Source organism: Solwaraspora sp. WMMA2056 (genome assembly GCF_030345095.1).
Classification (GTDB): Bacteria; Actinomycetota; Actinomycetes; order Mycobacteriales; family Micromonosporaceae; genus Micromonospora_E.
In genome coordinates this window covers 129,639-148,213 of record NZ_CP128360.1, presented here as the reverse complement: position 1 = coordinate 148,213, position 18,575 = coordinate 129,639, and the positions used below count along the sequence as shown (strand labels likewise).

At 70.5% G+C, this 18,575-nt stretch carries 19 protein-coding genes and 1 riboswitch; of the genes, 13 read left to right on the top strand and 6 right to left on the bottom strand.

Features of this window, described 5'->3' with window-relative positions:
• Positions 1-22: 22 nt before the first annotated feature.
• The gene (locus O7608_RS00745) at positions 23-862 is read right to left on the bottom strand and encodes a DUF817 domain-containing protein (RefSeq protein WP_289208156.1); all 840 of its coding nucleotides are present in this window, start codon (positions 860-862) and stop codon (positions 23-25) included.
• A gap of 294 nt (positions 863-1,156) precedes the next feature.
• Here O7608_RS00745 and stsA point away from each other — a divergent pair, with 294 nt between their 5' ends.
• From stsA to O7608_RS00720, 6 genes are all read left to right on the top strand, one after another.
• The gene (gene stsA / locus O7608_RS31895) at positions 1,157-1,279 is read left to right on the top strand and encodes a StsA family sactipeptide RiPP (RefSeq protein ID WP_353850482.1); all 123 of its coding nucleotides are present in this window, start codon (positions 1,157-1,159) and stop codon (positions 1,277-1,279) included.
• A gap of 146 nt (positions 1,280-1,425) precedes the next feature.
• A complete protein-coding gene (stsB, locus tag O7608_RS00740; RefSeq protein ID WP_289208155.1) occupies positions 1,426-2,898 on the top strand; it encodes a StsB family radical SAM/SPASM domain sactipeptide maturase in 1,473 nt (490 codons plus the stop codon).
• The gene (locus O7608_RS00735) at positions 2,898-3,203 is read left to right on the top strand and encodes a PqqD family protein (protein ID WP_289208154.1); all 306 of its coding nucleotides are present in this window, start codon (positions 2,898-2,900) and stop codon (positions 3,201-3,203) included. The genes stsB and O7608_RS00735 overlap by 1 nt, the downstream gene beginning before the upstream one ends.
• Positions 3,204-3,288: 85 nt before the next feature.
• Positions 3,289-3,999, top strand: a complete 711-nt coding sequence (locus O7608_RS00730) for a S24/S26 family peptidase (RefSeq protein WP_289208153.1) — start codon at positions 3,289-3,291, stop codon at positions 3,997-3,999.
• Positions 3,999-4,949, top strand: coding sequence for an ABC transporter ATP-binding protein (locus O7608_RS00725; protein ID WP_289208152.1), 951 nt, complete (start codon positions 3,999-4,001; stop codon positions 4,947-4,949). The genes O7608_RS00730 and O7608_RS00725 overlap by 1 nt, the downstream gene beginning before the upstream one ends.
• Positions 4,946-5,818, top strand: a complete 873-nt coding sequence (locus O7608_RS00720) for an ABC transporter permease (RefSeq protein WP_289208151.1) — start codon at positions 4,946-4,948, stop codon at positions 5,816-5,818. Before O7608_RS00725 ends, O7608_RS00720 begins: the two co-directional genes overlap by 4 nt.
• Positions 5,819-5,830: 12 nt before the next feature.
• On the opposite strand, the gene O7608_RS00715 is transcribed toward O7608_RS00720, so the two are convergent.
• Complete coding sequence (locus tag O7608_RS00715) at positions 5,831-6,028, bottom strand: hypothetical protein (RefSeq protein WP_289208150.1); 198 nt, start codon at positions 6,026-6,028, stop codon at positions 5,831-5,833.
• 375 nt (positions 6,029-6,403) lie between these two features.
• Between O7608_RS00715 and O7608_RS00710 the strand changes: the two genes are divergently transcribed.
• From O7608_RS00710 to paaN, 5 genes are all read left to right on the top strand, one after another.
• On the top strand, positions 6,404-6,664 hold the full coding sequence (locus O7608_RS00710) for a hypothetical protein (RefSeq protein ID WP_282225283.1): 261 nt from the start codon (positions 6,404-6,406) through the stop codon (positions 6,662-6,664).
• 4 nt (positions 6,665-6,668) lie between these two features.
• Positions 6,669-7,562, top strand: a complete 894-nt coding sequence (locus tag O7608_RS00705; RefSeq protein ID WP_289208149.1) for an inositol monophosphatase family protein — start codon at positions 6,669-6,671, stop codon at positions 7,560-7,562.
• Between the two features lie 40 nt (positions 7,563-7,602).
• A riboswitch (SAM riboswitch) is annotated at positions 7,603-7,752 on the top strand.
• 11 nt (positions 7,753-7,763) lie between these two features.
• The gene (gene thrC, locus O7608_RS00700; RefSeq protein ID WP_289208148.1) at positions 7,764-9,065 is read left to right on the top strand and encodes a threonine synthase; all 1,302 of its coding nucleotides are present in this window, start codon (positions 7,764-7,766) and stop codon (positions 9,063-9,065) included.
• A 356-nt stretch (positions 9,066-9,421) separates the two neighbouring features.
• Positions 9,422-10,435, top strand: a complete 1,014-nt coding sequence (locus O7608_RS00695; RefSeq protein ID WP_289208147.1) for a GNAT family N-acetyltransferase — start codon at positions 9,422-9,424, stop codon at positions 10,433-10,435.
• A 61-nt stretch (positions 10,436-10,496) separates the two neighbouring features.
• Positions 10,497-12,173, top strand: coding sequence for a phenylacetic acid degradation protein PaaN (paaN, locus tag O7608_RS00690; protein WP_289208146.1), 1,677 nt, complete (start codon positions 10,497-10,499; stop codon positions 12,171-12,173).
• Positions 12,174-12,268: 95 nt separating this feature from the next.
• Here the strand turns inward: paaN and O7608_RS00685 are convergent, their stop codons facing one another.
• From O7608_RS00685 to O7608_RS00675, 3 genes are all read right to left on the bottom strand, one after another.
• Positions 12,269-13,138 carry a M28 family peptidase gene (locus O7608_RS00685; RefSeq protein ID WP_289208145.1) on the bottom strand — a complete coding sequence of 290 codons (870 nt, stop codon included), beginning with the start codon at positions 13,136-13,138 and terminating at the stop codon, positions 12,269-12,271.
• A gap of 91 nt (positions 13,139-13,229) precedes the next feature.
• Positions 13,230-13,736: a GNAT family N-acetyltransferase gene (locus tag O7608_RS00680; protein WP_289211147.1), complete on the bottom strand. Its 507-nt coding sequence runs from the start codon at positions 13,734-13,736 to the stop codon at positions 13,230-13,232.
• A 76-nt stretch (positions 13,737-13,812) separates the two neighbouring features.
• Complete coding sequence (locus O7608_RS00675; RefSeq protein ID WP_289208144.1) at positions 13,813-14,631, bottom strand: serine hydrolase; 819 nt, start codon at positions 14,629-14,631, stop codon at positions 13,813-13,815.
• Positions 14,632-14,969: 338 nt separating this feature from the next.
• Between O7608_RS00675 and O7608_RS00670 the strand changes: the two genes are divergently transcribed.
• A complete protein-coding gene (locus O7608_RS00670; RefSeq protein WP_289208143.1) occupies positions 14,970-15,173 on the top strand; it encodes a cold-shock protein in 204 nt (67 codons plus the stop codon).
• A 497-nt stretch (positions 15,174-15,670) separates the two neighbouring features.
• The gene (gene groL, locus O7608_RS00665; protein ID WP_289208142.1) at positions 15,671-17,293 is read left to right on the top strand and encodes a chaperonin GroEL; all 1,623 of its coding nucleotides are present in this window, start codon (positions 15,671-15,673) and stop codon (positions 17,291-17,293) included.
• Positions 17,294-17,539: 246 nt separating this feature from the next.
• On the opposite strand, the gene O7608_RS00660 is transcribed toward groL, so the two are convergent.
• Complete coding sequence (locus O7608_RS00660) at positions 17,540-18,571, bottom strand: GNAT family N-acetyltransferase (protein ID WP_502959160.1); 1,032 nt, start codon at positions 18,569-18,571, stop codon at positions 17,540-17,542.
• Positions 18,572-18,575: the final 4 nt, after the last annotated feature.

The window sequence follows — 18,575 nt, the reverse complement described above, 5'->3', positions numbered from 1 at the left end:
CGCCCGGACGCCCGGACGCCGGTCAGCCCGATGACGTGACGACGCTGGGCCGGGGGCGGTCGCCGTACAGCCGCCCCTCGGTCGCCTTCACCGTCGCGACCAGGACGAACGACAGGGTGACCAGCAGCGACCAGGAGCCGAACTTGCTGGCGTGCACGAACGTCCAGACGTGCTCCTGGTCCGGGTAGGTCCAGGCCCCGAGAAACGTGGCGACGTTCTCCGCCACCCAGAGGAAGAAGCCGGTCAGCACGAACGCCAGCGCCAGCGGCATCCGTAGCCGGGCGTCGTCGACGGTGAAGTGCACCCAGGTACGCCGCAGCACGACCAGCAGCAGCGCGGCGAGGATCCAGCGCACGTCGGGCAGAAAGTGGTGGGTGAAGAAATTGGCGTACACGGCGACGGCGAGCACGGCCAGCGCAACCGGCCGGTAGCCGGTCACCCGCAGGTCCAGGCGACGCCATGCCTGACAGATGTACGAGCCGACCGCCGCGTACATGAACCCGGAGTAGAGCGGCACTCCGGCGACCCTGGTCAATGCCTCCTCGGGGTACGACCAGGAGCCGACCCGCACCTTGAACAGTTCCAGGGCCAGCCCGACCAGGTGGAATCCGGCGATGACGGCGACCTCCCGGCCGGTTTCCCAGCCGATGCGCCACAGTACGGCCGTCACCACGATCATGCAGATCAGCAGGGCGTCGTACCGGGGGATCGGCAGTGGAACCACCGACGTCACCGCCAGGCAGGTGAAGACGGCGACCGCGAAACCGCACGATTTCGCCTCGATCCAGGCGAAGCGCAGCAGCAGTACGGTGCCTCGCCGAAGGCCCGCTCCGGTCGACACCGCCGCCGTCATGTCCGTCATGATCCGGCACCTGCCCCGGCGACGCCAACCTTCCGGTGGTGAGCCGCAGGTTGTCGCAGGGCTGCCCGGCCGTCCCCTGGGGATAGATGGCGAATTGGGATGGAGGCCGAGATTACCACGATGGTCGTCTACGTCTGGCGAGTGGCATAAAAGTTATTGATGTGAATGCAAATAATCAACAAAAACTTATCGTGGTGTAGTGGTTGCCCCAATGTTAACATTGGTCAATCGCGAGACTTGTGATCACGGCCCGCGTCATGTCAATGCAGTTGCTGACGCCCAAGGGGGTGTGTAATGGCAAAGTGGGTCAAGCCTGAAATCCGTCCGACGGACTTCGCGGCCGCGATGGCGCTGCCAGGCGTGTGCGCCTGTGGTTGCAGCGGTGGTGCTGGGGCCGGCGCGGGATCCGGACGCTAAGACCGGCTGGCACCGATTCGCGGAGAATCAGTTTCTCCGCGAGACGACGAGTGCTGGCAGAAGAGTGCTGGTAAAAGGGTGCGGTCGGGCGGTAGTCGCAAGTGTCGGAACCGCCCGACCGCTTCCGCTCTCAAAAGGTGGTGATCATGCTTGTCGGGTTCCTGTCGTCCGACTCGGTTCCGGCGGATCTTGTCTATTTTCGGGACGGTGGTCGCAATCTCGTCGTCAACCCTGAGATAGGTGCCTGGCAGATCCTGGACGAATTCGAGATCGAGGTACTGCGGCGGTTGGCGAACGACCTCCCAGTTGGCGGGGATGAGCCGGATCGAACCGAGCGTCTCCTCGCCAGGTTGGTGATGGCGCGGCTGGTCTATCTGCCCGGCCAGCGGCCTGAGCTGCGGCAAGTCGACGCTCCGCTGAAACTTGTCTACTACGCGATCACCGATGGGTGCAATCTGCGCTGCCCGTACTGCTATGCCTCCTCCGAGAAGCGGCTGCCGGGCGAACTGGACACCCGGGAGTCGCTTGAACTGGTCGAACAGTCTGCGGACATGGGTGCCAGGACGATCATCTTCACCGGTGGCGAGCCGATGTTGCGTCGGGACCTCTTCGAGGTCGCCGGCCGGGTCCGGGAACTCGGAATGCAGGCGAACATCATTACCAACGCGACGCTCATCCGCAAACCTGAGACGGCCCGGCGGGTCGCGGAAACGTTCGCCGGAGTGACCGTCAGCATCGACGGGGGAACGGCGAAGACCCACGAGCGGACCCGGGGCGTGGGGACCTTCGCCAAGACCGTCGACGCCCTGCGGATGCTCAACACCTTCGGTGTGCGCCCAATGATCAATCATGTGGTCTCTGAGGACAACGTCGGCGAACTCGCTGACCTGTCCGTCCTTTTCGCGGACATCGACGTCGCGCACGTACGCCTGATGCATCACAGCGGTCTCGGTAGGGGAGCGACCGACGACTCGTCGTTCGGTTGGTCCGGCTACCAGACCGCACACCGGTTCGTCTGGACCGATCCGCGGGCACAGAACCTCTTGCCCGACGGTCCGCTCGGACAGCGATCGTGCGACACGAAAATCAACTGCGGTATCGGCGGCAACGAGATCTACGTCAACTCGCTCGGCGACGTGTACCCGTGCAAGCTCGTCACCGAACGCCACCACAAGGTAGGCAACATCCGCAGCACCGGGCTACGGGAACTGTTCGGGTCGCCGATGCTCGCTGATCTGCGCACGAGCGCCGTCTTTGCCGGCGACAATCTCGCCGACTGTCGTCGCTGCTACATCCGTGGGGCCTGCGCGGGCGGCTGCCGGGCGTACCACATGGCAGCGACCGGTGACCTGAAGCGCAACTCGCGAGCGCTGTGCCGGGTGTTGCGACATCAGATGATCACTTCGATGTGGGTCGCGGCCGGCGCCGGCCGCGAGACCGTACTGAGCAACGAGGACGAGGCGTTCCTGCCACTGATGATCGCTACCGGCAGCGTGCACCCGGTCTACGAGGACTGGAAGAAGGAAGCCGCGCTGCTCGCCCCGTCAGCCGGCGCCACGTCCCAGCCGCAACCCGCACACCGGCGACAACTGCCGGTCACCGCTGTCCGGAGGTCGTGATGGGGTGGGTGGTCAGTCCCAGCGTCGTCTGGGTCGATTCGCCGGACGAGATCCAGATCTACGACACCACAGCTGGAGAGTTCCAGACCCTCAACGCCACTGCGGCGGCCATCTGGCGACAGCTGGTCCAGACCGGCGACGAGGATGCCATCGTGGCCGGTCTCGCCGAGGAATTCGGAGCAGAGGATGACAACCAACGCGGCCTCATCGCCGACGACACTGGTCGGTTCATCGAGCAGCTCGCAGCGCAGGGCCTCATCCGCGTCGAGCCATCCGGCCCGGACCCCTCCGCCGCCGGCTCCTGAGCCGGCCAGCATCGTCCCGATCGACCTGATCGCACAGGGGCTACGGAAGTTCGGCCGCGTCACCGTGCCGGTCGACGGCCGGAGCATGCATCCCACGCTCCAGCCGGGCGAGCGGGTCCAGGTCCACCCTGTCCCCGACAGCGGGCTACGCCCCGGTGACGTCGTGGCGGTGCGCTACCGCGACCAACTGGTGCTGCACCGCGTACATGCGCTCGTCGACGACTGGGTGACGACGGCGGGCGACAGCCGCGACCTGTTCGACCCGCCGATGCCGATGGCGGATGTCGTCGGTGTCGTCCCCGGGATCGTCGCCCGCCCCGCGCCCCGCCGGTGGCCGCCCGCCGGCCGGGCCGTGCCGCCGGCCGCCGCCGTCGACCTGCCGGTGACCGTCTGGATCATCACCGACGATCCGTCGACCGGGCCGCCGTCGGGCCTGCCGGCCGGCTGGCGGGTGCGTGTCAGACCGGCGTACGGCATCGGAGTGGACGCCGTGGTCCTGGCCGAGCTGCGGGCGGAGTTGGCGGACCGGCCCTGCGTCGGGGTCACCGAGCACGCGGTACACGCCGTCGGCGAGGTCGTCGACGGGCCGCTGCCCCCCGGTACACAGATCGTCGTCGGTGGTTCCTTCGGCCAGCTCGACGACGATCTTCCCGGGTACCTCATCCCGCCGGAACTGGCCGAGGTACGGGTGCGCTGCGGACCGCCCCGGGTCCGCGTTTCCCCACTGGCCGCGCTTTCGGCCGTGCTCCGGGCGGTGGTCCCGGTCCCGGTCCAAACCACTGGTGGAGGCAGCTGATGACCGCGATCGTCGTTGCCGCCGGACTGACGAAGAAGTACCAGGCCATGTCCCGTCCGGCGCTGTCCGACGTCTCGTTCACCCTCGACCAGGGAGAGGTGATCGGCCTGCTCGGCCCGAACGGGGCCGGTAAGACGACCCTGGTGAAACTCATGTGCGGCATCACGTCCCGGTCGGCGGGTGCGCTGACGGTGTGCGGTGGGGACCCGATCGCCGACGCGGCCACGGTGAAGCAGGCGATCGCCGCCGTGCACCAGTCGGGACCGATGGACAACATGCTGCCCGCGATCGACCAGGTAAGGATCGCGGCGGCGTTCCGCGGGCTGCGCTGGCGTGACGTGCGGCGCCGGGTCGACGAGATGCTGTCCCTGTTCGACCTGCAGGAGGTCGCCGGGCAACTGGCGTTCACCCTCTCCGGCGGGCAGCGGCGTCGCCTGCAACTGGTCCGGGCGTTGCTCACCGTGCCGAGCCTGCTGATCCTCGACGAGCCCTCCGCCGGGCTCGACGTCCAGGGGCGGCGGCAGATGTGGGAACTGATCGCGAAGCTGAACGTCGAACACGGCACCACGATCATCTGGACCAGTCACTACATCGAGGAGATCGAACGGAACTGCTCCCGGGTGCTGATCATCGACCGGGGGAGACTGTCCGCTGACGACGCGCCCGCCACGCTGGTCGCCAGGTACGGCGAACAGTCGGTTCTGGTGCGGCTACCGGACGTGGAGGATCGTGACCGGCTGCAGGCACTGCTCCCGGCGGCCCGCGTCACCGCCGCCGACGAGGCCGCCTTCACCCTCGATGCCGCTGGGGCCGACGACCATCTGCCCAGCGTGATCGACCTCGTTCGAGGCGCTGCGGTACGGGGCGCCACGATCGAGTTCCGTACCCCGTCACTCGAAGATGCCTACGTCGCCCTGGTGGATCAGGGCCGGGAAGGTGTGACCGCGTGAACGCCACGACACCGTCGACCGGATCGGTGCTGGTCGCGCCCACCCGAGGCGGGACGCCCCAGGTCGCGCCGTCCGCCCGCCGGGCCGACCGGGTGCGGCTGCGGGGCCGCAGCGGTCTGCGGGCGATCGTCTACCGCGAGTTCCTGCTGTTGACCCGCAACCGCACCAACCTGTTGCTGGCGGTGCTGCCGACCGCCATCTACCTGCTGCTGTTCGCCACGTCGCTGACGAAACTGGTCGGCAGCGTCACGTACCAGGGGATCAGCGTCGGGTACGCCGAGTTCGCCATCCCCGCGATCATGCTGTCGTCGATGCTCGCCGCGACCACGACCACCGGGACCTCCCTGTTCCAGGAGGAGATGGGCGGGATGGCGGTCGAGCTGTGGTCCTATCCGATGAGCCGGGCGGGCTACATCGCGGGGAAGATCCTCGCCACCACCGGTCTGGTGATCGCGCAGAGCGTGGCCGCCCTGCTCGTCGGGGTGCTGTTGTTCGACCTGGGCTGGCCGTTGGCCAACTGGGCCGCCCTCGGGGCGGGTACGGTCGTGGTGTCGCTGACGTTCAACGGCCTCTATCTGCTGTTCGCGTCACTCGTTCGCGACTTTCAGCGGTTCATGGTGCTGATCAACGTGCTCGGTCCGTTCCTGCTCTTCTCCAGCCCGTCGTTCTACCCGGTGGAGCAGATGCCGGAGGTGCTCCGGTGGCTGTCGGTGGTGAACCCGGTGACCTACGGAATCTCCTGCCTGCGTAGTGGTGCGCTGTTCGGCTGGCAGGCGATGTGGCCGACCGCGCTCGGCATGCTGGCCGTCGCCGTCGTCCTGTTCGCGGCGATCTCGGTCGTGCTGACCCGCCGGGTGCGGGAACTGTGAGCCGGGTCGGCCTCAGCCGACCCGCAGCGGGCCCGGCTCGGGGTCGCGGTCGTCGACGCCGCCGACCGAACCGAGCTGCATGAAGCGCCGGAGCGCATGCTCGACCGTCGAGCCGACGGGTGCGGCGGTGTGCGGTGTCCGCCGTACCCGGGCCGGCCGTCGGCGATCCGACTCGACCAGCGTGCCTCGATGACTGCGACCCTGTCCCACGGCAAACTCCGTACCCTCGAGCGTGGTCTGTCCCACACGGTCCGGCCCCACTCTATCGTTGCCGACGGTGATCGTCGAAACATGCCCGCCGCAGCTGGGCGCGCGGCTGCCGCCACGTCGCCGGTGGTGCTGCGGCACCCGTCACCCGGTGGCGAGAAATCCGGTGCTGGCCTGTGTTTTCGCGTGCTCCACTACGGACGGTGGAACACAGGCGGACCGCGCGGTCGACGCTGCGTCACGAGCGTGGCGGTCGGGTCGTGTCAGGTCACGTCACGACCGTCTGTTATCACTGTGAGTTACTGTCGTGCCGGGTGGCGGCGCCGGTCCGGTAGCGTCGTACCGGACGGGACGTCGTCCGATGGGGAGGGTGTGCGCGTGGGTTCGGTCGAAGAGGTCAAGGCAGGGGTCGCCCGGTTCGGTGACGAGCTCGGCCAGCAGGTCGGTGCGATCCGGGCGAGCGCGGAGGCGCTGAGCAGCAGCGGGGCCGCGTTGCGGGCGATCACCAGCGGGTCGAGCCACTCGCAGGTGGCCGAGACGATCGCCAAGGTGGAGCAGGCCAAGCAGAAGCTGGCCGAGGCGGCGGCGCTGGCGCAGAGCGCGATCGAGTCCAGCCGCGGCTACGCCGCGAGTTTCTGACCCGATGGCGTCACTGGACGACCTGCTTGCGGTCGCCGTGCAGGCGGCCGCCCGTGGGGCGGAACTGATGCGGACCCGCGAGCCGGGGCGGCTGGCCGGCAAGGGCGACCGGGACTACGCCTCCGAAGTGGACCTCGCGGTGGAGCGGGACCTGCGGACCTTCCTCGCCGAACGGACCCCGCACATCGGGTTCCTCGGCGAAGAGGAGGGCACCAGCGGTGCCGCGACCGACGGCGAGCAGTGGGTGCTGGACCCGATCGACGGCACGGTCAACTTCGCGCACGGCGTACCGCTGTGCGGGGTGTCCCTGGCCCTGGTCCGCGACCGCCGCCCGGTGGTTGGCGTGGTCGAGTTGCCGTTGCTGGCCGCCCGGTACACCGCGACCGCCGGTGGCGGCGCGTGGCGCGACGGCGAGCCGATCCGGATCCGGGGTGCGGCGCGGCTGTCCGACGCGCTGGCCAACCTCGGTGACTACGGGGTCGGGGCAGGGTCGGGGGAGCGCAACGCCGTCCGGTTCGCGCTCACCCGGCAGGTCGCCCACCGTGCCCTGCGGGTGCGGATGCTCGGGTCGGCCGCGATCGACCTGGTCTGGGTCGCCGACGGCCGCACCGACGTGTCGATCACCCTGTCGAACAAGCCGTGGGACATGGCCGCCGGCACCCTCATCGCCCGCGAGGCCGGGGCGGCGGTCGTCGACGTCGACGGTACGCCGCACACCCTCGACTCGTCGGCCACGATCGCCGCGCCGCCGCCACTGCTCGACGAGGTGCTGACGATGGTGGCGGCCGCGGTCGCGGAGGCCGGCGCGGCGGCGCAGGCGGGTGGTGCGGTGCCGGAGTCCGGCGCGGTGGCACCGGGTGCGGGCTTGCTCACACCTCGGGACGACCAGGTGCCCTGAGCTGTCCACGCCCGTACACTCGCTGGAAACACAACTTCATACCTCATCCAGAGGGGCAGAGGGACACGGCCCGACGAAGCCCCGGCAACCACCCCGCACGACCCGCTCGGCGACCGGATCGCCCGAGGCCAGGCGCGGCAGGTGCCAATTCCGTCCCCGTCGCAACGTGCGGCGCAGGGGAAGATGAGAGGACGGCCTCGCATGACGTCGCTGATCGACGCAACCACCAGTTCCGACTCGGCTACCGTCAGCTCCGCCAGCCCGGCGCGGGCGTTGGTCTGCCGTGGCTGCGGCACCGAGTATCCGCTCGCCGCGCAGCACGCGTGTTACGAGTGTTTCGGGCCGCTGGAGGTCGCTTACGACCCGGCGGCCATCGCCCGCGTCACCCGGGCCGACATCGAGGCGGGCCCGGCCAACATCTGGCGGTACGCCCCGCTGCTGCCCGCCGGGCAGGACCCGGCCACCCGGGTCAGCCTGGACCCCGGGTTCACCCCGCTGGTCCCGGCCGCCGCGCTCGCCGCCGAGCTGGGCATCACCGGGCCGCTGTGGGTCAAGGACGACAGCGCCAACCCGACCCACTCGTTCAAGGACCGGGTCGTCTCGGTCGCCCTCACCGCCGCCCGTACGCTCGGTTTCTCCCGGTTCGCCTGCGCCTCGACCGGCAACCTGGCCAACTCGGTGGCCGCCCACGCGGCCCGCGCCGGCGTGCCGTCGATCGTCTTCATCCCCGGTGACCTGGAGCCCGGCAAGATCGTCACCACCGCCGTGTACGGCGGGGAGCTGGTCGCGATCGACGGCTCCTACGACGACGTGAACCGGCTCTGCAGTGAGCTGGTGGAGACCGACGAGTTCGCCGACACCGCGTTCGTCAACGTCAACGTGCGGCCGTACTACGCCGAGGGGTCGAAGACTCTCGGTTACGAGGTGGCCGAGCAGCTCGGCTGGCGGATCCCCGAGCAGGTGGTGATCCCGATGGCCAGCGGTGAGCTGCTCACCAAGGTCGACAAGGCGTTCGCCGAGCTGGTCGAGATCGGCCTGGTCGAGGCGCCGGCCAACGGCTGGCGGGTGTTCGGCGCCCAGTCGGCCGGCTGCAACCCGATCGCCACCGCGCTGCACCGGGACACCGACGCGATCGTGCCGGTGAAGCCGACCGGGATCGCCAAGTCGCTCAACATCGGCGACCCGGCGGCCGGGCTGTACGCGCTCGAGGCGGTCCGGCGGACCGGCGGCTGGATGGACTACGCCGACGACGACGAGATCCGCGCCGGGATCCGGCTGCTGGCCCGGACCACCGGGGTCTTCGCCGAGACCGCCGGCGGGGTGACCACGGCGGTGCTGAAGAAGCTGGTTGACTCCGGTCGGCTCGACCCGGCAGCGGAGACGGTCGTCTACAACACCGGTGAGGGTCTGAAGACGATCGACGCGGTGGCCGGACTGGTCGGGCCGACGCACCGGGTCAAGCCGTCGTTGCGCTCAGTCCGCGAGGCGGGACTCCTCGGCTGACCGGCTGAACAGCGGTCAATCCCTTGATCGGCCGGTCGGCGTGCGCCGATCGGCCGATGTGCTGTGTGCGGTCCGTAGTCAGAGTTTTGCCATAGGTTGAGAAAACACGCCAGCGGGGTCTTGACGACTGCACTTGCACCGCGCAGGATGCTCCGTGCGGGAGGGCGACTCGCCGTAAGGGCCTCGACAGAGCTTGGCAACAATCTCAACCCTGAGGTCCAACGACCAACAGCGCCGGCGGTGCTGTGCGAGCGCCCTCCCGACCAACGTCCGCCCCGAGTTGGCGCGGTTGCCGATCACGCCAGGTGTCGGTAAATCGGTCGCGCGGGCGGCTCCACCCCGTCACCCTCGACGGCATGGACATCACCATCACCCCGCTGGATCCCGCCGATCCGACCACCGTCGATCAGGCGTACGGGATCAAGGCCGCCTCGGTTCACGTACCGGACATGCCGCCATCACCCCGCCAGTGGTTCGAGGCCACCATCGGCTTCCAGCGCAAGGACGAACGGATCGACCATGCCCTCGCGTACCTCGACGGCGTCCCGGTCGGGCTGATCAAGATCGAGTACCCGCTGCTGGACAACCTGGACAATGCCGGCCTGGACATCCAGGTGCTGCCCGAATACCGACGGCGCGGCGTGGGGCGGGCACTGTACGCGTACGGGGTGGCGCAGGTCCGCGCCGCCGGCCGGACCCGGATCATGGGGCACTCGCCGGACACCATGCCGGGCGGTGTGGTCCGGGACCCGGCGCCGACCGCCTTCGCGCAGTCGCTGGGTGCCAAGTCCGCACTGGTCGATGTCCGTCGCCGACTCGACATCGACACGGTCGACGCCGCCGCGCTCGACGCGCTGCTCGCCGACAGCCTGCCACGGGCCGCCGGCTACGAACTGCTCACCTGGGCCGGCGAGGTCCCCGACGCCCACCTCGACGACATCGCCTACCTCGACGGCCGGCTGGTCACCGACGCGCCAATGGGCGACCTGCAATGGGAGGCCGAGCAGGTCGACGCCGCCCGGATCCGCGAGTTCGAGGCGTTCCGCCGCGCCCAGGGCGTCCGGGGCTACCACGTCGTCGCCCGGCACGTCGACAGCGGGCGGATCGTCGCCTGGACCCACATCACCTGTCCGGCCACGCCCGACTGGCACGCCATCCAGCAGATCACCATCGTCGACCCGGACCATCGCGGCCACCGGCTCGGGCTGATCGTCAAGATCGAGAACCTGCGGCTGGTGACGCGGCACGAGCCGGCGCTGCGGGTCATCGACACCTGGAACGCCGACAGCAACCGCCACATGATCGCCATCAACGAGGCGATCGGCTACCGGGCCGTCGACATCTGGCAGAACTGGCAGCAGACCATCTGAGGCATCCGGTCCGGCCGTCGGTGCCGCCACCCGGCCGGCCGGTTGCGGCATGATGGCGTGCATGACGGAGACCCCGCACCCCCTGTACGTCACGCACGCCGACACCCTGGCCCGTGCGTTGACCGCGATCACCGAACGGGACTACTGGTCGGCGTACCCCGAGTCGCCGAGCCCACGGATCTACGGCGAACACGCTGCGGACGAGGGCGCCACCGCGTTCCGTGGCTACCTCGGCCAGGACTTCCCACTGGACCAGGCCAGCGCCACCGGCGGCCCGGTCGCCACCGAGCGCAGCCCGTTCGGCGTCGAACTCGGCGTACGGTATCCGCGCCCCGACGTCGACCAGCTGATCGCCGCCGCCCGCGCGGCGCTGCCCGACTGGCGCGACGCCGGCCCCCGTACCCGGGCCGGGGTCTGCCTGGAGATCCTGGCCCGGCTGCACGCGCACTCCTTCGAGCTGGCCAACGCGGTGCAGTTCACCACCGGCCAGGCGTTCGTGATGGCCTTCCAGGCGGGCGCGACGCACGCCTTCGACCGGGCGCTGGAGGCGGTGGCGTACGCGTACGCCGAAATGACCCGCCACCCGGACACCGCCGACTGGTCCAAGCCGGCCGGTCGGGGCGAACCGCTGCGGATGACCAAGACGTACCACGTGGTGCCGCGCGGCGTCGCCCTGGTGATCGGCTGCCGCACCTTCCCGACCTGGAACTCCTACCCGGGACTGTTCGCCTCCCTGGTCACCGGCAATCCGGTGGTGGTCAAGCCGCACCCGGGCGCGGTGCTGCCGCTGGCGATCACCGTCCGGTACGCCCGACAGGTGCTCGCCGAGGCCGGCTTCGACCCGGACCTGGTGCAGCTGGCGGCCGAGGCGCCGGACGAGCGGCTGGCGACCGTCCTCGCCACCCACCCGCAGGTGCGCATCGTCGACTTCACCGGCTCCACCGAGTACGGCGACTGGCTGGAGGCCAACGCCCGGCAGGCCAGCGTCTACACCGAGAAGGCCGGCGTCAACACGGTCGTCGTCGACTCCACGGCGGACTTCGCCGGCATGTGCCGCAACCTTGCCTTCTCCCTGTCGCTCTACAGCGGACAGATGTGCACCACCCCGCAGAACATCCTGGTGCCCGCCGACGGCATCGACACCGACCAGGGTCACAAGAGCCTGGACGAGGTGGCCGCCGGCATCGCCACCGCGATCGGCAAACTGACCGGCGACCCGGGCCGCGCGGTCGAGATCATCGGGGCGATCGGCGACGACGGCGTACTGCAGCGGCTCGCCGACGCCGCGAAGCTGGGCGAACCGGTCCTGGAGTCGCGCGAGCTCGCCCACCCGGCCCACCCGGACGCGGTGGTCCGTACCCCGCTGCTGGTCAAGCTGGACGCGGCGGCCGAGGAGACCTACGGCCGGGAGTGGTTCGGGCCGGTGGCCTTCGTCGTGGCCACCGCCTCCACCGCGCAGAGCATCGAGATCTTCCGGCGGACCGTCGGCACCCGTGGCGGGCTGACCGCCGGCGTCCACTCGACCGACGAGCGGGTGCTCGACGAGGTCGAGGCGGCGGCGGTCGACGTCGGCGTGCACCTGTCGACGAACCTGACTGGCGGCGTGTTCGTCAACCAGTCGGCGGCCTTCTCCGACTTCCACGCCACCGGCGCCAACGCCGCCGGCAATGCGGCGTTGACCGACGGGGCGTACGTCGCCGGCCGGTTCCGCATCGTCCAGTCCCGCCGGCACCGCTGAGCCGACTGCGTGGCATCGACGTCCCGTGCAGGCCCGATCGGCCGGCGGATCGCCCCGCCGGCCGGTCAGCGCGAGGCGCGTGCGTACCGCGTCGGTCAGCGCGACAGCGTGCGTACCGCGTCGGCGACCGCCGTCGCCACCGCCGCCGCGAAACCCAGGTCGAGGGTGTCCAGGGTGTCGGTCGGCCGGTGGTAGTGCGGGTTGCGGAAGTCGGCGGTGTCGCTGACCATCACGGCGAGCAGCCCGGCGTCCCAGTACGGCACGTGGTCGCTGCGGGCGACGTCGCCGCCCTGCCGCCGGGGCACCGGCAGCGGCACCACCGGCAGCGACGGCTCCTGGACCCAGCCGGCCGCCTGGAAGGCGGCCAACCACTGGCTGGACTCGATGCTGCCGACCACGGCGACGAAGTCGCCCCGGTCGAGCCCGTCGACGTCGCCCAGCATGTCGCCCAGCCCGGCCGGGATCCGCTGACTGCCCACAGTGGCGTCGCGGTAGCCGATCATCTCCAGCACGACCGCCCCGGCGACCGGTACGCCGTCGCTGCCCAGCCGGGCGACGTGCGCCCGGCTGCCGGTGAACGGCACGTCGTCCTCCTCGCCGCCGAACAGGCAGAACCGGGGTCGCCGGGCCGGCGGGTCGGCGGCCAGCACCCGGGCGACCTCCAGCAGCCCGGCCACCCCGCTGGCGTTGTCGTCGGCTCCCGGGCTGCCGGCCACCGTGTCCCAGTGGGCACAGACCTCGACGATCGGCCCGTCGGCCGGCCGGCCCGCGTCGGCGATCAGGTTGACCTGGTGCGGGGCGTCGCCGTACCGCTCGACGACCACCCGGTGACCGGAATCCGACAGACGCCCGGTCAGGTAGTCGAGGACCGGGCCGGTCGCGGCCGGGTTGGTGTGATGTCGCGGCCCGCGCCGGGTCAGCTCCGAGATGTGGGTACGCAGCGCCGCAGCGCTGATGATCGTCACCTGATCCTGTGTACCAACCGGGATCCACGCCTCGGGTGGCTGCCCGGTCCGCCGTCGGCGCTGGTGCCGTCGGGGCCGCCGCAGGTGCGGGTCAGGCCGGGCGGCGCATCTGCAGCTCGGTCAGGTCCGGCAGCGTCGGGTGCGGCAGGCGGACCCCGGTGTCGGTGAACCCGAGCCGCTGGTACGCCCGCAGCGCCCGGTCGTTGCCGACCACCACCTCCAGCAGCAGCTGCGGGCGGCCCGCCGCACGAGACCAGTCGGCGACCGCGTTGACCAGGGCGCCGAGCAGCCCCTGCCCGCGCCAGGGCGGGCTGACGTAGACGGCGTACAGCACGGTGACCGCCGGATCGTCGCTGGCGGCGTGCGCCCCGGCGTGGGCCACGAACCGGCCGGCGGTGCGCCGCTGGGCCGGTCCGGCGGGACGCTGCTGCGCCGGTCCGGCGGTGGCCTCCGCGACGAACTGGGCCAGCGCGGTGCCGGTGGCGGCGCGGGCGACCCTCGCCGCGTACTCGTCGTGCGGGCGGGCGGCCGCGTCGGCGAGGGTCTCGAGGTACGCCAGCGGCGAGTCGGCCAGCATCTCCAGCCGCAGCGCCCGCATCCGCCCGGCGTCGTCGGGACCGATCCGGCGTACCGTCGCCCTGCCTGTCGCAACCTCGTTCACGGGTATCTGCTTATCAGGCCACCAGCAGTAGCGCCGCACCGAGTTGCCGGCAGAAGCCGACGCCGTGGTCGAACCCCTGCTCGCCGGGGTAACGGGCCAGCGCCCCGATCACCCAGTGTTCGCCGATCGCCAGGCAGCTGATGTGCCACAGGTCGTCCTCGTCGCGCAGCAGCCAGCCGTTCTTGATGGCGACGGTGGCGGCGTACTCGGGGGTGAGGGCGTCGCGGGGCCCGAAGTCGCCCTCGCCGCGTACCGCGCGCATCTCGCCGAGCAGCCAGGGGGTCCACTGCGGCCCGGCGGCCCGGCCGTCGGCGATGCACCGGCCGAGCCGGGCGAGGTCGCGGGCGGAGACGACGGTGTTGCTCCACCGGTCGAGGACCGGGGCGGTGTCGGTCAGGCCGCAGACGCGCACCATCCGGTGGATCGAGTCCTCGCCGCCTACCCGGGCGTAGGTGGCGTCCGCGCCCGGGTTGTCGCTGTCGCGGATGATCGCGGACAGTTCGGCCAGTCGTGGGGCGCGGGGCAGCAGTCCCTGTTCGTCGGCGCGGCGCAGGTCGTCGGCGGCCAGCCAGGCCTTGATCAGGGACATGGTGTCGCTCTGCGCGGTGTAGTTGGCCGACCCGGTGAGCAGCCCGGTGCGCCGGTTCAGCGCGGCCCAGGAGTAGAACCCGTCGTCGGGCAGCGTGATCTCTCCCTCGCGGAGCAGGACGGTCCGGTGGTCGTCGCCGGGGACGGTCCAGCCGGGCTGGCGGGGTGGCGGCGTACCGGCGTCGCCGGGCAGGGCCCCGGTGAACGCGGAGAGCACGACGAGCAGGCCGATGCCGGCGGCCACCGGGTGTCGTTGGCCACCGCGTCGGTGGTCGTGTCGTGGGGCCGCGCGATCCGGTCGGCGGGCCGCGCGGGCACCGGCGGCGCGGTGCCGCCCGGACCTCACGTTCTGCGGTGTACGGAACACACATGGTCAACGACAGGCGGAGTCAGTGGGACGTGAGCGTGACCTAATGTCCCCATTTGGGGTAGTGCAGCGCCGTCGCGTCTCGTGTAGCGTGCGATTTCGGTCGCTCCGTTCGCGCGTCGCTACTCAGCGTTCGGACGGGCGACCGGGTGGGCGAGTCACGCCTGCCCATGGCCGGCAGGAGGCCCGGCGCGACAGAAGTGAGGAAGTGCACCGTGGCACAGGGCACCGTGAAGTGGTTCAACAGCGAAAAGGGCTACGGCTTCATCGCGGTCGACGGAGGTCAGGACGTCTTCGTCCACTTCTCCGCGATCGAGATGGACGGCTACAAGGCGCTCGAAGACGGCCAGCGGGTCGAGTTCGAGGTCGGCCAGGGTCAGAAGGGTCCGCAGGCCGAACGGGTCCGACTCGTCGGCTGATCGCCGGGGGCGCCGACCCGGCGCCGCCCGGTCGCACCACACGTCCGTACCTGTCAGGGCGTCGGTCTCCTCGCGGAGCCGGCGCCTTTTTTCGTGCGCGGTTCCGTGCGCGGTTCCGTGCGCGGTTTCGTGCGCGGTTTCGTGCGCGGTTTCGTGCGCGGTTTCGTGCGTGGGTGCGGCCGTGGGTGCGGCCGTCGGCCGGCCGAGGCCTCTCCTCGGGGGTGCCGGCAACCCGCCGTTCGCTTGCACTCGACAGGGGAGAGTGCTAAACAAGGATTGGCACTCGCGAACCGGGAGTGCCAATGGTCGGGGCGGTGGGGCCACCACCGCGGTTCCCTGGAGCGGAGCCGTGGGGGCTGGCCGGTCGTCGCGGGCTATCCGGCCCGGCCGGCGGACGTCACTGTCGCCAGGTAGTGACGTCCGAAGGTGCGTAAAGCAGGCGGCATACCGGAGCCGACCGGCTCCGATGCCGCGAGCGTCCAGGAGGACAACGCCGTATGGCCAAGATGATCGCGTTCGACGAAGAGGCGCGCCGCGGCCTCGAGCGGGGCATGAACACCCTCGCCGACGCCGTCAAGGTGACGCTCGGCCCCAAGGGCCGCAACGTCGTGCTCGAAAAGAAGTGGGGAGCCCCCACCATCACCAACGATGGTGTGAGCATCGCCAAGGAGATCGAGCTCGAGGACCCGTACGAGAAGATCGGCGCTGAGCTGGTCAAGGAGGTCGCCAAGAAGACCGACGACGTGGCCGGTGACGGCACGACGACGGCGACCGTCCTGGCCCAGGCGCTGGTCCGCGAAGGCCTGCGCAACGTCGCGGCCGGCGCGAACCCGATGGCCCTGAAGCGGGGCATCGAGGCTGCCGTGGCCAACGTCTCGGAGGAGCTGAGCAAGCTCGCCAAGGACGTGGAGACCAAGGAGCAGATCGCCTCCACCGCGTCGATCTCGGCCGGGGACTCCAGCGTCGGCGAGATCATCGCCGAGGCGATGGACAAGGTCGGCAAGGAAGGTGTCATCACCGTCGAGGAGAGCAACACCTTCGGCCTGGAGCTGGAGCTCACCGAGGGTATGCGCTTCGACAAGGGCTACATCTCGCCCTACTTCTGGACCGACCCGGAGCGGATGGAGGCCGTCCTCGACGACCCCTACATCCTGATCGTCAACAGCAAGATCTCCTCGGTCAAGGACCTGCTCCCGATCCTGGAGAAGATCATGCAGTCGGGCAAGCCGCTGCTGATCATCGCCGAGGACGTCGAGGGTGAGGCCCTGGCCACCCTGATCGTCAACAAGGTGCGCGGCACCTTCAAGTCGGTTGCCGTCAAGGCCCCCGGCTTCGGCGACCGCCGCAAGGCGATGCTGACCGACATCTCGATCCTCACCGGCGGCCAGGTCGTCAGCGAGGAACTGGGCCTCAAGCTCGACGCGGTGACCATCGACATGCTGGGCCGGGCCCGCAAGGTCCAGGTCACCAAGGACGAGACCACGGTCGTCGACGGTGCCGGTGACGCCGAGCAGATTCAGGGCCGGGTGAACCAGATCCGGGCCGAGATCGAGAAGAGCGACTCCGACTACGACCGCGAGAAGCTGCAGGAGCGGCTGGCCAAGCTGGCCGGTGGCGTTGCGGTGATCAAGGTCGGCGCCGCCACCGAGGTGGAGCTCAAGGAGCGCAAGCACCGCATCGAGGACGCGGTGCGCAACGCCAAGGCCGCCGTCGAGGAGGGCATCGTCCCCGGTGGTGGTGTCGCCCTGGTGCAGGCCGGCAAGACCGCGTTCGACAAGCTCGACCTGGTCGGCGACGAGGCGACCGGCGCGCAGATCGTCAAGATCGCGCTGGACGCCCCGCTGCGGCAGATCGCCGTCAACGCCGGCCTCGAGGGCGGCGTCGTGGTGGAGAAGGTCCGCAACCTGGAGCCGGGCCACGGCCTCAACGCCGCCAACGGCGAGTACGTGGACCTGCTCAAGGCCGGCATCATCGACCCGGCCAAGGTGACCCGGTCGGCGCTGCAGAACGCCTCGTCGATCGCCGCGCTGTTCCTCACCACCGAGGCTGTGGTGGCGGACAAGCCGGAGAAGAACCCGGCCCCGGCGGGTGCGCCGGGCGGCGGCGAGATGGACTTCTGAGTCCAGCTCGACAGCTCGACATCGACCGCAGGGGCGGTCACCGGCAGAGGTGCACAACCCTCCACCGGTGACCGCCCCTGCGGCCTGTCCGCCTGCCTGCCCCCCGATGATCGCCGCGATCTTGCAGTTATCGCGAAGAAATGTCCACTTTGTTCCACGATAAGCGCAAGATCGTCGCGATCATGGGTGGGAGGGTGGGTGGTCGGGAGAGTGGGGGCGGGGGTGGGGGCGGGGGTCGGAGTCGGGTCAGAGCTGTTTGCGGTACAGGAAGAAGACCCGTTCGATGCGGGCGCCGGCGGCCGAGGCGTAGAACGGCACCGGGCCCACCCAGCCGATCTCGACCTGGTGGTGCCCCGCTGCCCGCTGCTCCTGCAGACACCGCCGCAGCAGCAACGCGCCGATGCCGAGGCCCTGCGCTGTCGGTGCCGTCCCCATCGGGCCGAACCAGCTGGGCCGTGAGGAGCCGTACGCGGCGAAGCCGAGCACCTCGACCGGGCCGTCGGCGGAAGCGGCACCAGAAGCGGTGGCGGCGGGCTCACGTACCGCCAGGTGGCAGCCGGCCCCGGCCCGCCCCACCGACTGGGCGACCTCGGCGGCCCACGCGTCGCCGAACGTGGTCCGGGTGAACGCCACCAACGCCGGTACGTCGGCGGCGGTGGCCCGACGTACCGTGATGCCGGCAGCCGCCAGCCGCTGCTGCGCCGGGGCGGTGTCCCGCAGCGCCGGGGAGTCCGTGGCGGACAGGTCGGCTGTCATGTTCCAGGCGGTCCGGTCCTGCTGGTAGCCGCACGCCATCGCCAGGCAGACCGCCGGGGTGTACCGCACGTCCACGCCCGGCCAGGCGTAGTACGGCGGGTTGCCGGCGAGCAGCACCTCAGCGGCACCCCGCACGGCCAACGCGCTCTCCGCCCGGCCCAGCAGCGTCCGACCCAGGCCGTGGCGGCGAAAATCCGGATGTACGGCGATCAGGTCGACGTGCCCCACCGCCGGGTCCCGGTGTGCCAGCGAACCCAGCACCACGCCCCGTACCGTCTGGTCGACCAGGGCGACCAGGGCGACGGTCCGGCGGCGGCTGAGCCCGGCGGCGTCATCGGCCGCCAGCGCGGGCGGTGCCGGGTGCAGCCGGTCGACGATCTGCGCGGCCTCGGCGGCGTCGGCGGGCAGGTCGAGGGCGTCGCGGCACAGCTCGACGACCGCCGACCGGTGCCGGTCGGTCAGTTCCTCGATGGTGAACCCGGCTGCCGGGGCGTCCTGACCTGAGGATGCGTCGCGTTCCACGACC